The sequence below is a fragment of the Vibrio sp. OPT24 genome, assembly GCF_015163545.1.
GTDB lineage: Bacteria > Pseudomonadota > Gammaproteobacteria > Enterobacterales > Vibrionaceae > Vibrio > Vibrio cyclitrophicus.
In genome coordinates, this window is record NZ_JADDYI010000020.1 from 88,788 (window position 1) to 108,180 (window position 19,393).

Genomic DNA, 19,393 nt, shown 5'->3' on the forward strand with positions numbered 1-19,393 from the left:
ATATGTGTGCTCGCTTAGGCAGCCAGCAAAACGGTGTCACTATTCGTAAGGCTCTTCATAAACTGCCATCAGAGCCTCTTTATGCAACACTAGGAGCGCTTGAGCATACGCAAATCAATGACAAGCTAGCTCAACGCTTGCAAGAGATGGCAGAGAATGAAATCTCAAGTAAAGAACCGGATCTGTTTTTACTTTCAGCATTAGTTCGTGCCCTTTCAGGTGCAGAGCAAAATACAACGAATGCTGTGATTACCCAAGTTTTGGCTAGCCCACGTTTAAGTCATCAAGAAGTATTAATTGGTTTAGCTGGTCGAAGTTGGAGTGCCCTACAAGATCCAACTATTGCTGAGCAATTTTTGCTGCGTCTCGCACAAACAGGTAATCAAAACCTATTCAATCAGCTATTTGCAGATTTAGTGATGATTCCGACACTAAGAATGGTATTTTTACCATTGTTGAACTCGAATCCATCACCAGAGCTTGCTAATGCATTGGTTGAATTGCAACAAGCAACTAAAGCTCAACAGTAGACTAACTAAAGAGTAGATCTACTCAATAGCTCCTAACACTAAAGTCACAATTGGAAGAAAGAGATAAAAGGAAGTATGGATTAAATGATAGATAACTTATTGGCTATTTTGTTTCTGTGCTTCTTTTGCTTTCTGTTTTGGCAGCAACGCAGGCAATCTGAGTTAGCAAAAACAGCCATTGCGAGAAAGTGTAAAGAACTCGATTTGCAATTATTAAGTGTCGCCTTTAGTGGTCATAAACTGAAGATGCGCCATGAGCTCACCACCATTTGGCGCTGGCATACTGTGTACCATTTTGAGTTTTCGGCGTTAGGTGACGACCTGTACCAAGGAAAACTAACCATGGTAGGTTTCCGCTCTATGCGGTTTGAGCTACAGCCTCATAGAATGTAACGTCGCAATACGCGGTATAGCTATATTCATGATAAGGACCAAACATATCTTGTTTGGTCTCTTTGAATGCAAAGCCTAACTTTTCTAATAATTTAATGGATGGGTTATGACCAACATTTACAGTTGCAACCACATTCGTTAAGTGCTCTTCAAAACAAGCCAAACTAAAAAAGGGTTTTAGCGCTTCACTCGCCAGTCCTTGATGCCAGTACTCTTTGTCCAGAATAAAACCCAGTTCGTGTTTTCCATCCGCAGATGAAATAAACAAGTGCCCAAGGTATTCGCGAGTTTGATTGTGGATAATAGCCCGACAAAAGCCGACGTTATCGTTCAATATTTCTTGGAATAAGTGCTTCGCAGAAGCAATAGAGTGCGGCCCATTCATTTCAGCACGATTAATGGGGCAACAATTCAACTTAATAAAGTCATGTTCTAACTGCTCGGTATAAGGTACCAACAGCGTTCTTGAGGTTGCAATCGTCATAAAACACTCCTTGTGTTGACCATTAGCAGAAAAGCAGATGTGACGCTTTAAGATAAAACTATTAGATAAAAAGCGCTCAGATAACAAAGCACCGAAATAAATAAAGGCCCAGAAAAGAAAAGCCCCGACACCGAAGTGTCAGGGCTAGGGTCTTACTCGCAGCAGTCCGGCTACTAATTAATGCTCCATGCATCATCCATAATAGTGGCTGTAATCCTTCAGCTCTTTCCTTTACTTCGCCGTCCTAGCGGTGTCCAATCTTCCTGAAAGCTAACAATCCTAGTTAGCGCACATCACTTGTTCCGTGAGCGGTGTCCTTTACATCGTCCTGATGCTAATCCAACCCTTTATCCTAAAGGTGTCCATTGTCATTCCGTTGCAGCTAACTTCCTGTTAACTGTCTGTATCCCTACAATGTCCTTACGCTCCATGCTTGATCACTCAATCCTAAGTAACCAAATCTTCATCCTGAAGATAACCAAATCCTTGGTGCTTTCCTGTTCCGTGTCAGAATCCTTCCGACAAGGTTTAATTTACGCGATTTAAGATTTCGGACAATAGATTTTCATCACACTTTTAATCCAACCAAGTTGTTAATTAAATAAAACACTTAAAATTCAAAATCTTAATCATATGCATATCAATCTCTCTAGCGATATATTCGTGTTATCTCACAGCCTTTGTAAGAGATCTCTCACAAGCTATAGGCGCTTTTATGATTCGCTATCGCGCACTGGAGCGAGTAAAATGAAAAAATACTAAAAATGGAGGTCAACATGCTCACAAAAGATGTGTCTGAAGAGTTAAAATCGGTGCTTGAAGGACTGCAAGCCCAAGGGAAAGAGCCGACAGTTGCTTTAGTTAAAGCTCGTATGAGCACATCAGTTCCAATGCCCGCTTTGATCACGACGATCAAAAGCTGGAAAACGGCCAATCGCGTCCCTAAAGTGGAAGTCGCGACACAAGAAGTGCCAGCACTCGATCGTGTTAGCCAACTAGAAAAGCAAATTGTAGAACTTACCGCTCGCGTTGCCATGCTTGAAGCCAAGTTAACTGAGCAATAAGCTAACTGAGCAATAAGTTAACTGATAAATAAGCTAATAGAGAAATAGAACACTATGAAGATATGGGTTGATGCGGACGCTTGTCCTAAGGTTATCCGAGAAACAATCGTACGCGCAGCTGAGCGAACAGGTGTGGAATGTACCTTCGTGGCAAACCACTTGGTACCCGTTCCTAAACGCAACAACATTCACTCAATTCAAGTACCAAGCGGGTTTGATATTGCAGATGATGAAATCGTAAAACGCACTGCACCCGGTGATTTAGTGATTACCTCCGATATCCCTCTCGCCGATGAAGTGATCACCAAAGGTGCACTTGCTTTAAGTTCTCGCGGCGAGCTTTACACCAAAGAGACCATTAAAGCGCGTCTTAACATTCGTGACTTTATGGATACTATGCGTTCAAGTGGTATTCAAACTGGCGGACCAAGCACCCTTTCTCAAACCGACCGTCGTGAGTTCGCAAACCACCTCGATCGCCTATTAGCAAAACGCTAACCACAGCTTTCTAATGGCGGCAGCTTTAGAAGTCGCCTCTTACATCGCTGTAGCCCAGATGAAATTTTAATCGACATACTCCGTTCTTGATATTTATTACAATAACGGAGTATTGCTTATGATTCGTCGAATCGCCCTCTCGCTATCCATTGTTTTTGGCAGCACCCAACTTTCTTTTGCTGATGAAGACTTTGCCGATGAACACTTTGCTGATCAAGAGTACGGAATCATCGGAGGCAGCATCACCTATGGTGAAAGTGTTTTCTCGACTAAAAGTGCCCCTCAATTTGGCGCGACACCCAACCTATTCTATTCAGGTCCAAAAGGCTTTATCGATGGTAGCTTAGCCAATTGGCAACTGCTGCCTTACATAGGGCTATCTGGAAATTGGCGCTTTGCTGAAGTGTCAGACACTTTTGTGGACCTACCTAACGGCATTCAAGACAGAGATGGGAATGGAGAACTGGGGATAACCTTAGGAACAGTAGGCGCACGCCTCACCTACTTACACGATGTAACTTCAGAACATGATGGCTACGAAGTTCAGCTTCACTTAGGCAGAACGTTAGAAACCTGGACGCAGCCATTCACCATTACGCCCTACCTAGAAGTCGATTATCGAGACAAGAAACTGTCCAATCACCTGTATGGTATTTCTAACACCGAGTCATCAGCTTCGGGACTAAACCAATTTGATGCGGGCTCAACCTTTGTCTATCAAGCAGGGTTAATCGGGCTTTATGAGTTCACGCCAACTTGGATTGGTATCGCTCGAGCAGACCTAATTCATCATGACAGCGACAGCGCGTTGATACAACGAGACGTGGGCTGGTCATTCGAACTAGGCGTTACCTATCGGTTTGCGGGATTGTAAGTTTACTGACTCAAACAAAAAGAGCCTGCATTGATGCAGGCTCTTTGGTATCTCGTCTTTTATTCAGTTAATAAGCGAATTGAAATGTTCGCCTATCACTGTTCACTAAGGCGTGTAGTACGTTGCAGCGCCTGGACCTACTGGTAGACCGAATACGAATACCCATAGGTAGAACAAGATGCTCCAACCAAACATGAATACCATTGAGTAAGGCAACATTGTCGCGATCAGTGTACCGATACCTAGGTTCTTCATGTAGCGAGTTGCTACGGCAAGGATAAGACCGAAGTAGCTCATCATTGGTGTAATGATGTTGGTTGTTGAATCACCGATACGGTAAGCCGCTTGAATCGTTTCAGGTGCGTAGCCTACTAGCATTAGCATTGGAACGAAGATTGGCGCTGTTACTGCCCACTGTGCAGAAGCTGAACCGATCATCAGGTTAATGAAACCACACATTAGGATGAATGCGAAGAACAACATTGGACCCGTTAGGCCGATATCCTGAAGGAATGTTGCGCCGCCTACAGCAACCACTTGACCAAAGTTCGTCCACTTAAAGAAAGCAACAAACTGTGCAGCAAAGAATACAAGAACGATGTACATGCCCATTGAAGACATCGACGTTGCCATTGCATTAATCACATCACGGTCATTCTTCATTGAACCGGTAATTTTGCCGTAAACAAAACCAGGAATAGCAAAGAATACAAAGATAAACGCGACGATACTTTTCAGGAATGGAGAGCCTGAAATCGTGCCCGCCTCTGAACGTAGAACACCGTCAGCAGGAACAACAGTCCAAGCTAAAAGCGCACTCACGATTAATACAGCGACACCCGCCAATCTAAGGCCTTTCTTCTCAATAGCAGTAAGCTTACCCATTGAGTCATTTGAAAGATCTTCAGACGCGTCTTCGACATTGTATTTACCCAGTTTAGGTTCAACAATCTTCTCTGTTACCAATGCACCGGCAATCGAGATAAAGAAGGTCGAAATAAACATGAAGTACCAGTTTGATTCAGGGCCAACAGAGTAAGATGGATCAAGCATTTGTGCTGCTGTTTCTGTGATACCAGAAAGCAGTGGATCAACCGTACCGATAAGTAGATTTGCAGAATAACCACCAGATACACCAGCAAATGCTGCCGCTAGACCTGCTAATGGGTGACGACCCAATGAGTGGAAAAGCATTGCTGCAAGAGGGATAAGTACTACGTAACCCAGCTCTGAAGCCGTGTTAGAGATAATACCGGCAAATACCACGGTTACAGTAACCATGCGCTGAGATGCGCCCATTACCATGCCGCGCATTGCCGCAGATAATAGACCTGAGTGTTCAGCAATCGCAACACCTAGCATTGCAACAAGTACAGTACCAAGTGGCGCAAAGCCAACAAAGTTCGAAACTAGATTCGTTACGATGAGTTGTAAGCCTTCAGCATTAAGTAAGCTTACAACGTGGATCATACCATCAGCAGCACGACCACTAGCACCTTCAGGGCGAGGGTCCATGACAGACACTTCAAAGTAACCAGCAATACCTGAAGAAACTAGGATTGCGACACAGAAGATAGCAAAAAGAGTGATTGGGTGGGGTAAAAGGTTCCCCAAATATTCAACGCTGTCTAAAAAGCGTGTGAAAATAGGTTTTTTTGGTGCGTTGTTTTTTATTGAAGCAGATGAACTCATCTGTTCCCTCCTTGTGTAGTGATTCCTGTGCAATTGTGACAAAGATGTTCAAATTGCCAGCGAAGGGTACGCGACAAAAATATCAATTAGAAATTCAAAATGTTACAAAGTGTGTAACAAACGACGACTTTTAACTCTATTTGAACAATTAATTAGCAAATAAATCTATATTAAACACAAAAACTAGATTTATAATTTACAACAATGCATTCACTAGAAATATAACTCACAATATAACCCATTGATTCACTTGAAAATAAAATACATCGTACGTTAAATATACACTCGATATCCGGTTAAGTTCCTCTCGAAGGAAAAGAAAAACAGACAAATGAATGAAGTTTGACTTTTCCCTCGTTTTTACACACATGTCACATCATATTGACGGTTATTTTTGAACCGCTTTAAATCTTGGATTGGATTTACAGATCACATAGTGACGCCCTCTACGCTTAACTATCTGGCAATCAGGGTGACGGCTTTTCGCACTTTTAAGTGATTTAACAACTTTCATTATTTAGCTCCCTTACCTAATTGACCAAAGCGACGAGTAAAATTAGCAACACGTCCCTCTTTATGTAGCACTCTCTGTTTACCCGTATAGAAAGGATGTGATTTTGAGGACACTTCAATAGTGAAATAAGGGTAAGTATTACCATCTTCCCATTCGATAGTACGCTCTGTTTTCAAGGTGGAGCCAATCAAGAAGTACTCATCAACATTGGTGTCGTGGAACACCACTGTGCGGTAGCCCGGGTGGATATTCGGTTTCATTGTATTTCCCTAAATAATTAAATTGATACGTTATAACATAACAAATGATAATTATTATCAAAAGAAAAACAAGCGATTTTATGATATTTTCCCGCCATAGATCGTAATCAGAGACGTCCACTCATGTACTCCATTGAACCTATTGGCTTTATAGAGTCTCCCTATAAAGAGAAGTTCGCAGTGCCAAGGCAACCTAGATTGGTACCAACATCCACCTCAAGAGTCAGGCTGGTTGACGCAGCAAACTGTCTTGAGTCTGTTCGGGATATTGAGCAATTTAGCCATGTGTGGTTGTTGTTTCTGTTCGATAAGAACCTTGAAGCGGGCTGGAAACCAACTGTGAGGCCGCCTCGACTTGGCGGCAATGAACGTATCGGTGTTTTCGCATCACGTGCGACATTCAGACCGAATGGGATTGGTATGTCCGCGGTTGAGCTCAAAGGTGTCTATCAAGAAAAAGGACAAACTTGGTTGGACTTGGGCAGCGTCGATCTCGTTGACGGTACGCCTATCATCGACATCAAACCTTATATCTCCTACTCGGATTCAATTCCCGATGCACTAGGAGGGTTTGCCGCCGATGAACCTGAAGTGTTAGATGTGAACTTCTCTCAGCAAGCCCAAAGTAAGCTGTCTGGTCACCCGCAGGCACGCCATATCATTCAAGTGATCAAAGAAGTGCTTGGTCAAGATCCGCGACCTGCCTATAAAAAAGGCAAGCCAGACAGTAAGGAATATGCGGTAAATTTGTTCGATCTTAACGTGAAATTCGTTGTTGAGGCGCTTTTCATCAATGTAACTGACATTGAACGCTTTTGAGATCCCAAATAGGCTGATATTATATACGGCTATATCAGATTTGCTGTCGTCACTCACTGCAGCAAATTTTCTTTTATCAATGATGAAACGGATACCATAGAATGCGTACCAGTAACTACCTTCTTTCTACTCTGAAAGAGACTCCAAACGACGCAGAAGTTATCAGCCACCAGCTGATGCTACGTGCAGGTATGATCCGTAAGCTAGCTTCAGGTTTATATACTTGGCTACCTACTGGTCTACGTGTACTGCGTAAAGTCGAAAATATCGTTCGCCAAGAGATCGATAATGCAGGTGCCGTTGAAATCTTGATGCCCGTAGTTCAGCCGTTTGAGCTTTGGGAAGAGACTGGCCGTTCTGAAAAGATGGGTCCTGAGCTACTTCGTTTCACAGACCGTCACTCTCGTCCATTCGTTCTTAGCCCAACAGCTGAAGAAGTAGTGACAAGCCTAGTACGTAACGAGATCAGCTCTTACAAACAGCTTCCTCTAAACCTGTACCAAATCCAGACTAAATTCCGTGATGAACGCCGCCCTCGTTTTGGCGTAATGCGTGCACGTGAGTTCTCTATGATGGATGCATACAGCTTTGATATCGACAAAGAAGGCTTAGAAAAGTCTTACCAAGCGATGCACGATGCTTACTGTAAAGCATTCGACCGCATGGGCCTTGAATACCGCCCGGTATTAGCAGACTCTGGCGCAATCGGCGGCAGCGGCTCTCAAGAGTTCCACGTTCTTGCTGAAAGCGGCGAAGACCTAATCGCATTCTCTTCTGAATCTGATTACGCAGCGAACATCGAGAAAGCAGAAGCACTAGCTCCTACTGAAGAAGTTGCAGCGCCTACTCAAGAGATGGAATTGGTTGATACGCCAAACGCAAAAACAATCGCAGAACTTGTAGAGCAGCACGGTCTAGCAATCGAGAAGACAGTTAAGACTCTATTCGTTAAAGCATCTGATGAAGTAGAAGCAGATATTATTGCTCTAATCATCCGTGGTGACCACGAGCTTAACGAAGTGAAAGCAGAAAACCTTCCACAGGTTGCTTCTCCACTAGAGATGGCTTCTGAAGAAGAAATCCGCGCACTTGTTGGGGCTGGTCCTGGTTCACTTGGCCCTGTTGGCCTAGAGCTACCATTCATCGTTGACCGCTCTGTTGCCGTAATGAGCGACTTTGGCGCTGGCGCAAACGTAGACGGTAAGCACTACTTTGGTATCAACTGGGGTCGTGACGTAGAGCTTGCTCAAGTTGAAGACCTACGTAACGTTGTAGAAGGCGACCTAAGCCCATGTGGTCAAGGTACTATCCAACTTAAGCGCGGCATCGAGGTTGGTCATATCTTCCAACTAGGTAATACTTACTCTAAAGCAATGAACTGTAACGTGCTTGGTCCTGATGGTAAGAGCGTAATCCTAGAAATGGGTTGTTACGGTATCGGTGTTTCACGTGTTGTTGCATCTGCTATCGAGCAAAACCACGATAAATTCGGTATCACTTGGCCAGACGCACTAGCGCCGTTCCAAGTTGCTATCGTACCAATGAACATGCATAAATCTGAGCGCGTTAAAGAAGCAGCAGAAAAGCTATACGCTGAATTAACAGCTATGGGTATCGAAGTACTATTCGATGACCGTAAAGAGCGTCCTGGTGTTATGTTTAAAGATATCGAGCTAGTGGGTATTCCTCACACTATCGTTATCGGTGATCGCAGCATGGACGAAGGTAACTTCGAATACAAAAACCGTCGTACTGGTGATAAAGAAGCTATCGCTATGGACACGGTTATCGAGCACCTTAAGGCTCAACTAGCTAAGTAATCCGATTACTCACTAGATAAATATTGAAAGGCTGCTATTAGGTGGCCTTTTTTGTGCCTGTCGTTTCACTTCAAACTCCCTTCTATTGATCAATAGAGCAAATAACATAAGTTAATCACCAGTTCATCTTTAAGCCCGTATATTGGTTTTAACGACTCTTTAGTACATTTATATTGGAGGTATCGATGGATATCAAAAGCTTACTTAACCATGCACTTAAGTCAGATCTCGTAAAACAAGGTACTCAAAAGCTTTCCCAAGGATCTTCGAGTTTAAGTAGTCTTTCTAAAAGCTGTAATAGCAATGACAAGAGTATCAACAAAAACACACTTGGGGCTTTCGGGGCGGGCGCTGTTAGTGGTGGACTCTTAGGTGTGCTAATGGGTTCTAAGAAAACCAAGAAAATGGGCAAGAAAGCGACTGGGATTGGCGGCGCAGCAGCACTGGGCGCTTTGGCTTATAAAGTCTACAATGACTACCAATCCAAACAAGGTCAGACACCCAATGTCGAACAGGCTCAGTTTGATGAAAATGATGCAAATCACAGCGTGCTGATTCTAAGATCGATGATTGCTGCGTCCAAAGCCGATGGTCATATCGATGAAGAGGAGATGGCAAAGATCGAGCAAGCGGTCGAAAATATGGGCGCCGATTATCAACTGACTAAATTGGTGTCTGAAGAGCTGCACAAACCCCTCGATCCAAGTGAAATTGCTCAGCTCGCTATTTCACCTCAACAAGCGAGTGAGATCTACTTAGCCTCTTTGATTGTGGCTGATGAGCAGAACTTCATGGAGAAGTCTTACCTCAAAGAGCTAGCCAAGCAACTCAACCTGGCTGATGAAGTGATTTATCAGCTTGAACAACAAATCTCTGATTAAGCGGTAAATATCAGGCTAATCGATAAGTATCTGGTTAAACAACAAGCTAGCAAAGTGATATATTTAGCATCAACAAATGAGATATTGAGCAAGGACAAATGAGATATTGAGCAAGGACAAATTAACTCTGATCTTCATCAGTTCCACTTTGTTTTTGTCTACCTCTATGTGTATATTGAGATAAGTTATCATTTGGTTAGGTATAAAAATGAAAGTATACGATTGTTGTGATTTGGTGCGTGAACTGTATTCTCAAATTGGCAGTGGCGACCAAGGCTATATCCCTAAAGCGGTTACCTGCGCGGTAAAAACATTAAACGACCTTGCTGCGGATGAGTCTCTTCCTAAAGATGCTCGTGATCGTGCAGCATTTGCTGCGGCAAACCTGCTGATCTCAGATTTCGAGGACTAACATGAACCTCGCTAATTTTGCAAAGATGGATCCAGTGATGTTAATGAGCATCGTCAACATGAAGCTACGTGACGACTTCGGTGGTGATTTGGATCGAGTGGTTAACTTCTACGAAATCGATAAGGCAGCCTTGATCGCTAAACTTGCGTCTGCTGGTTTTGAGTATTTTCCAGAAGCAAAACAGTTTCGATAGTCATTTAAAACAAGCTTTATTTCGAAAGACCAACCTCTGTGTTGGTCTTTTTTGTTTGAGGTACGTAATAGACCAATATCAATACCAATACCAATAAACCTATTATAAATTATCTGTTTGCACCTATACTTTTATATCTTAGAGTCAGCCAACGCTCCTTGAATCAAAGTGTGTTGTTGTATAGGCTACCAAGAACAGCATATAAAAATCATCACTAAATTTGATGATATCGAAGGACTAACAATGAAAAGACTCGGACTATTAGCCGTTATTGCAGCCGCACTCACTGCCGGTTGCTCTTCAAACTCTCAACAAGACAACTTTCGTGAAGCGTCTTTTGAGCTGTGTAATACTGAAGTCGATATCTACTCTGTAAGCCATGATGAGAGAATTCGTATCGTCTGCTCAGATGGTTCTAAATTCGCTTTAAACAGCGAAGATACACTAGAAGTCATGCGTGATATCAACATCGACTACTGCGATGGCGAAGGCTTGGGTAAGTTTAATGAAAGCCGCAGCTACTACTCGTTTAGATGTAAATCAGGCACTTTACTGAGCATCAAAAAGTAAATCCGAGACCAACAAACAACAAACAACAAAGGGTTGATGTACGAACATCAGCCCTTTTTAGTACCTGCCATTGATTACCCAGATAACTAACCTTCAAATACAAAAAAGGCCCCACAAGGGACCTTTAATACCGTCAATCTATTTTCAAAGTAGTTGTTTGAAATTCTAGAAGAGCATGCGGAGCTTACGGATGTAAATGAGCATACTCGACAACGGCTTTATTACTTACGAATACAAAAAAGGCCCCTAACAAGGAGCCTCTAATATCAATATTTTTCAAAGTAGTTGTTTGAAATTCTAGGAGAGCACGCGGAGCTTACGGATGTAAGTGAGCATACTCGACAACGGCTTTATTACTTACGAATACAAAAAAGGCCCCTAACAAGGAGCCTCTAATATCAATATTTTTCAAAGTAGTTGTTTGAAATTCTAGGAGAGCACGCGGAGCTTACGGATGTAAGTGAGCATGCTCGACAACGAAGTTCAAATTACTACGAAGAAAAAATTAAGCGTAAACCGGTAGACGCTTACAGATCTCTAATACTTTCGCTTTAGTTGCTTCGATAACAGACTCATCGCCCATGTTATCAAGGATGTCACACATCCAGCCAGCAAGAGCTTTCGCGTCTGCTTCTGAGAAACCGCGACGAGTGATAGAAGGAGAACCGATACGGATACCAGACGTAACGAACGGGCTACGTGGATCGTTTGGTACTGAGTTCTTGTTAACTGTAATGTTAGCTGAACCTAGTGCTGCGTCTGCTTCTTTACCTGTGATGTCTTTGTCGATAAGGTCAACTAGGAACAGGTGGTTCTCTGTAGAACCTGAAACGATGTTGTAACCGCGTGCTAGGAATTCAGCAACCATTGCTTTTGCGTTAGCAACAACGCGAGCTTGGTATTCTTTGAACTCTGGCTCTAGTGCTTCTTTGAACGCTACTGCTTTACCAGCGATAACGTGCATTAAAGGACCACCTTGGCCGCCAGGGAATACTGCTGAGTTTAGCTTTTTGTAAAGATCTTCGCCTTCGTTAGAAAGGATAAGACCACCACGAGGACCAGCAAGCGTTTTGTGCGTTGTTGTTGTAACAACGTGAGCGTGTGGAACTGGGTTTGGATAAACACCGGCAGCGATTAGACCCGCAACGTGAGCCATATCTACGAAGAAGTAAGCACCTACTTTGTCAGCGATTTCACGCATGCGCGCCCAATCACAAACTTGAGAATAAGCTGAGAAACCACCGATGATCATCTTAGGTTTGTGCTCGATTGCGAGAGCTTCCATCTCTTCGTAATCGATTTGGCCAGCTTCATCAATACCGTAAGGGATGATGTTGTAAAGCTTACCAGAGAAGTTTACTGGAGAACCGTGCGTTAGGTGACCACCGTGCGCTAGGCTCATACCTAGAACGGTATCGCCAGCATTCAATAGCGCCATGTATACAGCGTTGTTAGCTTGAGAACCTGAGTGAGGTTGTACGTTCGCGTATTGAGCGCCAAAAAGTTCACATGCACGTTCGATTGCTAGAGTTTCAACTTTATCTACGAACTCACAACCGCCGTAGTAACGCTTACCAGGGTAGCCTTCAGCGTATTTGTTTGTAAGTTGAGAACCTTGAGCTTCCATTACACGTGGGCTTGTGTAGTTTTCTGAAGCGATAAGTTCGATGTGCTCTTCCTGACGAAGAGTTTCTTCTTGGATAGCTGCGAATAGGTCCGCATCGTAATCAGCAATGTTCATGTCACGCTTAAGCATCTGTATCTCCTGACTCAGATTGTACTGAAAGTTTCAAAAAAACCACACAACGACCGAAGGCAAACGTTTCCGTCACCGTTTTGATGTGACGCATTCTACATAATTTGATCTAGGTCATAAAGAGCTAATTGCAATTTTATCATGCAGTTTTTTCATAATCACAAATAAGATTCATCATGGTTATTAAGCTTATCCAACCAAAGATGACGCTTACTGTCAATTTTACGCTTTACACCCTGTAAAACGCAGATTACATAGGTTTACCTTAATTTTGCACCTCAAGCTACCGAAAGCTAAGGTTTTTATCTACTATGCACGCCTTTATTGGTTAGGTAATTATAAAAACGATGGAAAAACACTCACGTAAAGAAGATTGGGTAGCGATTCTTACTGGCACGTTTTTAGTGGCGTTAGGCGTATTCTTTTTACAATCAGCAAACCTGCTTACCGGTGGTACTACAGGCTTGGCTCTGCTTTTGAGTCAATTTACGCCGGTAACCTTTGGTATTTTGTACTTTATTGCTAATTGTCCATTCTACTTATTAGCATGGAAACGATTTGGCCGTCACTTTGCGATTAGCAGTGCCATCTCAGGCGCTTTAGTGTCTGTATTTGCCGATCATTTATATCTAGTGATTTCATTAGACGTACATAATGAAATTTACTGTGCCGTCGCTGGCGGCTTATTAATGGGCTTAGGCATGTTGATTTTGTTTCGTCATCGCTCAAGCTTGGGTGGCTTCAACGTATTATGTTTGTTCATCCAAGACCGCTACGGTATCTCAGTAGGCAAAACCCAAATGGCCATTGATGCCTGTATTCTGTTTGCATCCTTCCTCTTCGTATCGCCTTGGGTAATTGCAGTATCTGTATTAGGCACAGCGGTATTGAACATTGTATTAGCCATGAACCATAAGCCAACTCGCTACTCAGTGAACTACGCGTCTTAATTCTTATAACTTGCTCTACGTTGCTAATACCTGATGCTTTCGATTCTAAACTATTTAGGCAGAGACACTATAATCAATACATCACTAAAACAAAAAGGCTTTGGGGAGCACTCCAAAGCCTTTGTTGAAACCTAGATCTCTAGGGGAAACGGAGAATTAGGTTAATTGAAATCGTAACGAGACTAAGCTTCGATCAAGAGGATACGCGTCTCGTAAGGTCGCAGCACTTGATGATGAGACGCCGCTAAACTCTCGCTTACTTGATAATTAGACAACAAGCTTTCAGCCTTCAGCATCTCAAAACGTTCAGGTAAAACACATTCCGCCTCTTCACCATAGTAGTTATTAAGACAAACCAAAGTCTGACTATCGCTTTCACGTACATATGCAAAAATAGATGGATGCTCAGGCAATAAATCTTGATAGCTACCACCCGTAATCACTGGCACTTGTTTACGCAACTCAATCAAACTCTTGTAGAAGTAAAATACAGAGTCTTTATCTTCCAATGCTTGTTCGGCGTTGATCTCAATGTAGTTATTCGCAACATCAAGCCATGGCTGAGCTTGTGAAAATCCTGCGTAAGTTTTATCGTTCCATTGCATTGGCGTACGAGAGTTATCACGAGATTTCTGCGCTAAGATCGCCATCATATCTTCATGAGCCACACCATCACGATTAACCATGATATCGTACATATTAGTACTCTCGACATCACGATACTGGCTAATTTCAGTATAGCCAGGGTTGGTCATACCAATCTCTTCACCTTGATAGATATACGGTGTGCCTTGCATCATGTGGACTGACGCAGCAAGCATCTTGGCTGATTCAACTCGATATTGCTGGTCGTTACCCAAGCGGCTCACGACTCTTGGTTGATCGTGGTTACACCAGAATAGTGCGCCCCAACCTTTGCCGTTCAAACCGGTTTGCCAGTGATTGAAGATCGACTTGAGCTGTAAGAAATCAAACGGTGCATTAGTCCACTTCTCACCATTGGTGTAATCGACCTTAAGGTGGTGGAAGTTAAACACCATTGATAGCTCGCTTTTATCAACATTTGAATATTGCTGACAATGTTCCAACGTGGTTGAAGACATCTCGCCGACGGTCACGCTGCCGTATTTCTGGAATACCGCTTCGCTGATCTCTTTCAGGTATTCGTGCACACGTGGACCATCAGTGTAAAAACGACGACCATCACCGATATCATCGTTAGGGAAGTCTTGCTGTTTAGAAATCAGGTTGATCACATCCAAGCGGAAGCCATCAACGCCCTTCTCAGCCCAGAAGCTGATGACGTCTTTCACTTCTTCGCGTACAACCGGGTTCTCCCAGTTAAGGTCGGCCTGTTCTTTGGCGAATAAGTGTAGGAAGTATTGCCCTGTCGCCTCATCGAGTTCCCACGCATTACCACCGAACTTAGACTGCCAGTTAGTTGGTGCTTGGCCATCTACGGGATCTTTCCAGATATAGTAATCGCGATACGGGCTGTTTTTGTCACCCAATGCAGACTGAAACCATGCATGCTCTGTTGAAGTATGGTTGACCACAATATCCATCACGATACGGATGCCACGCTGGTGCGCTTCAGACAATAATAAGTCGAAGTCTTCCATGGTGCCGAATTGAGGGTTAATCGAGTAATAGTCTGAAATATCGTAACCATTGTCGATCATAGGTGATGCGTAAACTGGGGTTAACCAAATCGCATCGACACTCAAATGTTTAAGGTAATCCAGTTTCGAAATGATCCCTTTGATATCGCCAGTACCTTTACTGCCACTATCACAAAAGCTCTTTGGGTAGATTTGATAGATGGTTGCGGTTTTCCACCAACTTTCATCATGCTCAGTCATCGCCATCTCTAACACTCACTTACCAGAAAATATAAAATAAAAATCACCATGTGAATCATGGTTGAATAGCCGTTATAACTAAAAGAAAAAGCTATAACTAAGAGCAAAAGCGATGTCTCACTTTGGAGTCATCGCTTATTTAATGCATTACGCGTTGGCGGTTTCTAGCTCACCTTTCATCTGTGCTCGTTTATAGAAGAACAGTGTTAACGTAACGGGTAGTACAATCGCCACCAGCATCGCGACTAAGTAAATCGACCAATATTGAGGTTGAATCGATAGGATGCCCGGCAAGCCGCCGACACCGATACCATTCGCCATCACACCTGCGCTACCACAAATTGCGGCTGCAACAGCACTACCAATCATTGCGCTCAGCATTGGGAATTTGTATTTAAGGTTGATGCCGTACATTGCAGGCTCTGTCACACCTAAGTAGGCTGAGATTGCCGCAGGTACTGAAATGTCTCGCTCACCTTCACGCTTACTTAAGATAATGATGCCGACAACTGCTGAAGCTTGTGCGATATTTGATAGCGCAATCAAAGGCCAGATTGGCGTACCACCTAAGTCTTGCATCAGTTGTAGGTCAACGGCGTTGGTTGTGTGGTGAATACCCGTAATAACCAAAGGTGCGTAAAGGAAGCCAAATACCACAGAACCCAGAATCGCAAAATCACCCGTCATTGCCGCTTTAGCCGCGAATGCCACGCCATCGCCTAACATACGGCCAAATGGACCAATGAAAGCGTGTGCTAGAATTACAGACAAAATAATCGATACAAATGGCACCACAACTAGGTACAAGTAAGCAGGGACAATGCGCTTAAGATTGGTCTCAATGAACGCCAAAGCCGCACCCGCTAACATCGCAGGGATAACTTGAGCTTGATAGCCGACTTTCTCAATCACGAACAAGCCAAAGTCCCACACCTCAGGTACCGATTTACCTATCATGTAAGCGTTCATCAACTGTGGAGAAACCAAGGTCACACCGAGCGTGATACCCAGAATAGGCGTTCCGCCGAGTTTCTTAACTGTTGCCCAACACACGCCAACTGGTAAGAAGAAGAAAATAGCTTCACCGATCAGCCATAAGAATGAGTGAACGGTTGCCCAAAATTGGCTGATTTCAACCAAAGTTTTGCCGTCGAACATGCGAATGTCGCCAATCACATTACGGAAACCAAGAATCAAACCACCAGTAATGATGGCAGGCAGCAGTGGTACGAAAATTTCGGCTAAATGGGAGATACCACGCTCAAGGAAGTTCATATTTTGACGAGCAGCCAACTTCGCCTCATCTTTTGACGATGCATCTTTGCCCGTTTGCTCAATCAAAAGTGTGTACACCTCATCAACCTCGGTGCCAATCACGACTTGGAATTGACCGGCGTTAGTAAAGCAGCCTTTTACTAGCTTTAGTTTTTCTAGTTCCGCTTTGTTCGCTTGCTCTGTATCGTTCAATACAAAACGCAGTCGAGTCAGACAGTGACTGACACTCGCTATGTTTTCTTTACCACCGACTAACTCGATAAGACGCGCAACGTCTTGCTTCGCTATCTTACTCATACTACCCCACCCTGGTTTCATTCAATTACTCACCTAAACCATGCGGCTATAACCACTCAGATTTAGAGTTATGGGAACATTCCCAATCGTGATTATTATAATGCCCGCGCTAATTATAAATTAAAATGGGAACAGTCCCATAAATTGAAAGAGATCACACTCTAATTTTAAGCTAGCGGTTCTATTTCGCTTGATTGAGTGGATTATAGAATAGGAGATTGAGTGTGATGAGATATCTCTGCATTGCCTAAAAGCTGGGATATCAATAAATTAGCTGCCAACTTACCTGCTGATTGGTAACCAGGATCAATGCTAAATACTCGCGGGAATAAAAAAGAAAGAAGATCATTACCACCAACGCCAGTTACTATTACATCTTCACGTTGTAGCTCTTGCAGTCGTTTGATGACACCAAGGGCAAGAGTGTCACTGGCACACACAATCGCTTGAGTCGCAGGAGCGAGCACCTCATCCACCAACTGATAAGCACTTTCATGATGAAGTTGACCGGTACGATAGTTGGCAACTGAGCCTGTGTTTTCACACCACTCGAGATAAGCCTTAAGACGCAGTTCACCGGTTGATTTGTCGCTAGGATCAACACCAATGAAACCAACCTCTGAAATCCCTTGATCCACCAGATACGTTAGCGCACTCTTGATCACCTGTCGGTTATCATAGTTAATCGACGTCACATTCTCAGTATCCAAAGCAATCACCACCGCTTTGTTTCCCCAAGCTTCAATCGCAGGAATATCACAGTCAGTAAAACCAAACACGATAATACCATCTACATTGCGACGCTTGAGAACCTGAAGGTGTTCGTTAGCTTTATCTCTATCTAGCTGACTTTCCATGATCACGACATCGTAATCCGCTCGATACAATTCTGCCAACATGGTGCTAACTGCTTTGTTTTCAGAGGGAGAATCTAAACGAGAGATGATCACGCCGATGACTTTTTGACTGCCACCGCGCATGGATTGCGCAGACTTTGAAGGCGTGTACCCAGATTCTTGAATTACTCTTTCCACCCTTTCTCGGGTTTCAGGTTTCACTTTTGGATCATTGGTCAGAACACGAGATACGGTTGACTTACCAACACCTGACAGCTTAGCAATATCGAGAATAGTGAGTTTTTTGCTCATAAAAAGTCTAACGTTAAAGGAAAGAGAAGAAAAAGTGAGGGTAGGTTTCCTCACTTAACTGTTTGTAAAATATAGCAGTTCTTACTATGACTTACTTTTGGCAATTACGATAGACCACACGGCCTAGTTCTAGACGTGCGTCGTCACCTTTCGTGCGCAAAGTGATGCTGCTAATCATCTCAGAGGTGCCATCGTCTAGAATGTATTTTGTTCCTGAGCCTGCCGGTACTTGAGTCAATTGGTACTCGTTCTCAGGTAAACGCAGTACTGCTTTTTCATTACTAAGGTAAGCCACATCAAACGAGACGTCAGACTCACATTGATAAGTCACGAATTGATTATCAGGGGCTGCTGATTTAGAGCACCCGACCAATGCTACCGTACATAGAGATGCTACCAACATAGCTTTCATACTTCGTTCCTCATCTTTATATAGTCAATGACACTTAGTTTAGACTCAGGTTAGAAAAACCTTAGTGATAAATAGAACGTTTAACCTTTCAAGAAAGCGGGTACGTCTTTAATGCTATCAAGTACTACGCTGGCTAACGCTTCACCTTTTTCAGTGACTGGCTTACCGGTCCTTACCAACACTCTAGTGCCAACACCTGCCGCTTCTGCAGCCATCATATCTTCAGCTTTGTCGCCGATCATGACTGAGTTAGCCATATCAATCTTAAGAAAGTCACGAGCAGAAATGAACATACCTGGTTTTGGTTTACGGCACTCACAATCTTGCTTGTAGTCGCCTAAGCCTTGTTCAGCATGATGCGGGCAGTAATAGATGCCATCAAGCTCAACGCCGTTATCAACAAAGTTCCAATCCATCCACTGCGTTAAAGAAAGAAAACGGTCTTCGCTAAACATACCACGAGCAATGCCTGACTGGTTGGTCACTAGCACCAATAAATAGCCCATATCTTTAAACGCTTTCGCCGCTTCAAACACACCATCGATGTATTCAAAGTCATGCTCATCATGTACATAGCCATGATCAACGTTAATCACACCATCACGATCTAAAAAAACAGCAGGTTTAGACAAAATTTTGTTCTCTATCAACTCTCTATTAATCATTAATTATTACACGCTTTATTTGCT

At 43.3% G+C, this 19,393-nt stretch carries 22 protein-coding genes; 12 read left to right on the forward strand and 10 right to left on the reverse strand.

Features of this window, described 5'->3' with window-relative positions; genetic code table 11:
• Positions 1 to 530, forward strand: a 530-nt coding sequence (locus IQO02_RS22070) for a DUF3549 family protein (protein ID WP_228006012.1), incomplete at its 5' end; no start/stop codon positions are given.
• A gap of 84 nt (positions 531 to 614) precedes the next feature.
• Entirely contained in the window at positions 615 to 923 is a 309-nt protein-coding gene (locus IQO02_RS06105; RefSeq protein WP_016786808.1) for a DUF3301 domain-containing protein, read from the forward strand.
• Here the strand turns inward: IQO02_RS06105 and IQO02_RS06110 are convergent.
• Positions 889 to 1,407, reverse strand: a complete 519-nt coding sequence (locus IQO02_RS06110; protein WP_010436467.1) for a GNAT family N-acetyltransferase — start codon at positions 1,405 to 1,407, stop codon at positions 889 to 891. The two genes, IQO02_RS06105 and IQO02_RS06110, sit on opposite strands and share 35 nt — an antisense overlap.
• Before the next feature lie 776 nt (positions 1,408 to 2,183).
• On the opposite strand from IQO02_RS06110, the gene IQO02_RS06115 reads away from it, so the two are divergent.
• From IQO02_RS06115 to IQO02_RS06125, 3 genes are all read left to right on the forward strand, one after another.
• Positions 2,184 to 2,471: a hypothetical protein gene (locus IQO02_RS06115; RefSeq protein ID WP_016790447.1), complete on the forward strand. Its 288-nt coding sequence runs from the start codon at positions 2,184 to 2,186 to the stop codon at positions 2,469 to 2,471.
• 54 nt (positions 2,472 to 2,525) lie between these two features.
• Positions 2,526 to 2,969 carry a YaiI/YqxD family protein gene (locus IQO02_RS06120; RefSeq protein WP_010436462.1) on the forward strand — a complete coding sequence of 148 codons (444 nt, stop codon included), beginning with the start codon at positions 2,526 to 2,528 and terminating at the stop codon, positions 2,967 to 2,969.
• A gap of 118 nt (positions 2,970 to 3,087) precedes the next feature.
• The gene (locus IQO02_RS06125; RefSeq protein WP_016794905.1) at positions 3,088 to 3,843 is read left to right on the forward strand and encodes a MipA/OmpV family protein; all 756 of its coding nucleotides are present in this window, start codon (positions 3,088 to 3,090) and stop codon (positions 3,841 to 3,843) included.
• 105 nt (positions 3,844 to 3,948) lie between these two features.
• Here IQO02_RS06125 and IQO02_RS06130 read toward each other — a convergent pair whose 3' ends face one another.
• From IQO02_RS06130 to IQO02_RS06140, 3 genes are all read right to left on the reverse strand, one after another.
• On the reverse strand, positions 3,949 to 5,535 hold the full coding sequence (locus tag IQO02_RS06130; protein ID WP_010436458.1) for an AbgT family transporter: 1,587 nt from the start codon (positions 5,533 to 5,535) through the stop codon (positions 3,949 to 3,951).
• Positions 5,536 to 5,923: 388 nt separating this feature from the next.
• Positions 5,924 to 6,049, reverse strand: coding sequence for a type B 50S ribosomal protein L36 (ykgO, locus tag IQO02_RS06135; protein ID WP_010436457.1), 126 nt, complete (start codon positions 6,047 to 6,049; stop codon positions 5,924 to 5,926).
• Positions 6,049 to 6,309, reverse strand: coding sequence for a type B 50S ribosomal protein L31 (locus tag IQO02_RS06140; RefSeq protein WP_010436456.1), 261 nt, complete (start codon positions 6,307 to 6,309; stop codon positions 6,049 to 6,051). Before IQO02_RS06140 ends, ykgO begins: the two co-directional genes overlap by 1 nt.
• 123 nt (positions 6,310 to 6,432) lie before the next feature.
• Between IQO02_RS06140 and tsaA the strand changes: the two genes are divergently transcribed.
• From tsaA to IQO02_RS06170, 6 genes are all read left to right on the forward strand, one after another.
• Positions 6,433 to 7,128, forward strand: a complete 696-nt coding sequence (tsaA, locus tag IQO02_RS06145; protein ID WP_016767588.1) for a tRNA (N6-threonylcarbamoyladenosine(37)-N6)-methyltransferase TrmO — start codon at positions 6,433 to 6,435, stop codon at positions 7,126 to 7,128.
• 101 nt (positions 7,129 to 7,229) lie between these two features.
• Positions 7,230 to 8,948 carry a proline--tRNA ligase gene (locus IQO02_RS06150; RefSeq protein WP_016767589.1) on the forward strand — a complete coding sequence of 573 codons (1,719 nt, stop codon included), beginning with the start codon at positions 7,230 to 7,232 and terminating at the stop codon, positions 8,946 to 8,948.
• Positions 8,949 to 9,133: 185 nt separating this feature from the next.
• On the forward strand, positions 9,134 to 9,829 hold the full coding sequence (locus tag IQO02_RS06155) for a tellurite resistance TerB family protein (RefSeq protein WP_016799017.1): 696 nt from the start codon (positions 9,134 to 9,136) through the stop codon (positions 9,827 to 9,829).
• A gap of 208 nt (positions 9,830 to 10,037) precedes the next feature.
• Positions 10,038 to 10,241: a YaeP family protein gene (locus IQO02_RS06160; protein WP_016767591.1), complete on the forward strand. Its 204-nt coding sequence runs from the start codon at positions 10,038 to 10,040 to the stop codon at positions 10,239 to 10,241.
• Position 10,242: 1 nt separating this feature from the next.
• Complete coding sequence (locus IQO02_RS06165) at positions 10,243 to 10,434, forward strand: DUF4250 domain-containing protein (RefSeq protein ID WP_016767592.1); 192 nt, start codon at positions 10,243 to 10,245, stop codon at positions 10,432 to 10,434.
• Positions 10,435 to 10,677: 243 nt separating this feature from the next.
• Positions 10,678 to 11,004, forward strand: coding sequence for a hypothetical protein (locus tag IQO02_RS06170; RefSeq protein WP_010436435.1), 327 nt, complete (start codon positions 10,678 to 10,680; stop codon positions 11,002 to 11,004).
• Positions 11,005 to 11,509: 505 nt separating this feature from the next.
• Here the strand turns inward: IQO02_RS06170 and glyA are convergent.
• Positions 11,510 to 12,760: a serine hydroxymethyltransferase gene (gene glyA / locus IQO02_RS06175; RefSeq protein WP_010436432.1), complete on the reverse strand. Its 1,251-nt coding sequence runs from the start codon at positions 12,758 to 12,760 to the stop codon at positions 11,510 to 11,512.
• Between the two features lie 347 nt (positions 12,761 to 13,107).
• Between glyA and IQO02_RS06180 the strand changes: the two genes are divergently transcribed.
• Positions 13,108 to 13,710 carry a YitT family protein gene (locus IQO02_RS06180; RefSeq protein WP_010436430.1) on the forward strand — a complete coding sequence of 201 codons (603 nt, stop codon included), beginning with the start codon at positions 13,108 to 13,110 and terminating at the stop codon, positions 13,708 to 13,710.
• Positions 13,711 to 13,892: 182 nt separating this feature from the next.
• Here IQO02_RS06180 and treC read toward each other — a convergent pair whose 3' ends face one another.
• The 5 genes from treC to gmhB form a co-directional block, all read right to left on the reverse strand.
• The gene (treC, locus tag IQO02_RS06185) at positions 13,893 to 15,578 is read right to left on the reverse strand and encodes an alpha,alpha-phosphotrehalase (RefSeq protein WP_102282765.1); all 1,686 of its coding nucleotides are present in this window, start codon (positions 15,576 to 15,578) and stop codon (positions 13,893 to 13,895) included.
• Between the two features lie 141 nt (positions 15,579 to 15,719).
• Positions 15,720 to 17,144, reverse strand: a complete 1,425-nt coding sequence (gene treB / locus IQO02_RS06190; protein ID WP_032546093.1) for a PTS trehalose transporter subunit IIBC — start codon at positions 17,142 to 17,144, stop codon at positions 15,720 to 15,722.
• Between the two features lie 203 nt (positions 17,145 to 17,347).
• Positions 17,348 to 18,292, reverse strand: coding sequence for a trehalose operon repressor TreR (treR, locus tag IQO02_RS06195; protein WP_010436425.1), 945 nt, complete (start codon positions 18,290 to 18,292; stop codon positions 17,348 to 17,350).
• A gap of 91 nt (positions 18,293 to 18,383) precedes the next feature.
• On the reverse strand, positions 18,384 to 18,704 hold the full coding sequence (locus IQO02_RS06200) for an MliC family protein (RefSeq protein WP_016784980.1): 321 nt from the start codon (positions 18,702 to 18,704) through the stop codon (positions 18,384 to 18,386).
• An 80-nt stretch (positions 18,705 to 18,784) separates the two neighbouring features.
• On the reverse strand, positions 18,785 to 19,336 hold the full coding sequence (gene gmhB, locus IQO02_RS06205; RefSeq protein WP_032544876.1) for a D-glycero-beta-D-manno-heptose 1,7-bisphosphate 7-phosphatase: 552 nt from the start codon (positions 19,334 to 19,336) through the stop codon (positions 18,785 to 18,787).
• Positions 19,337 to 19,393 lie beyond the last annotated feature (57 nt).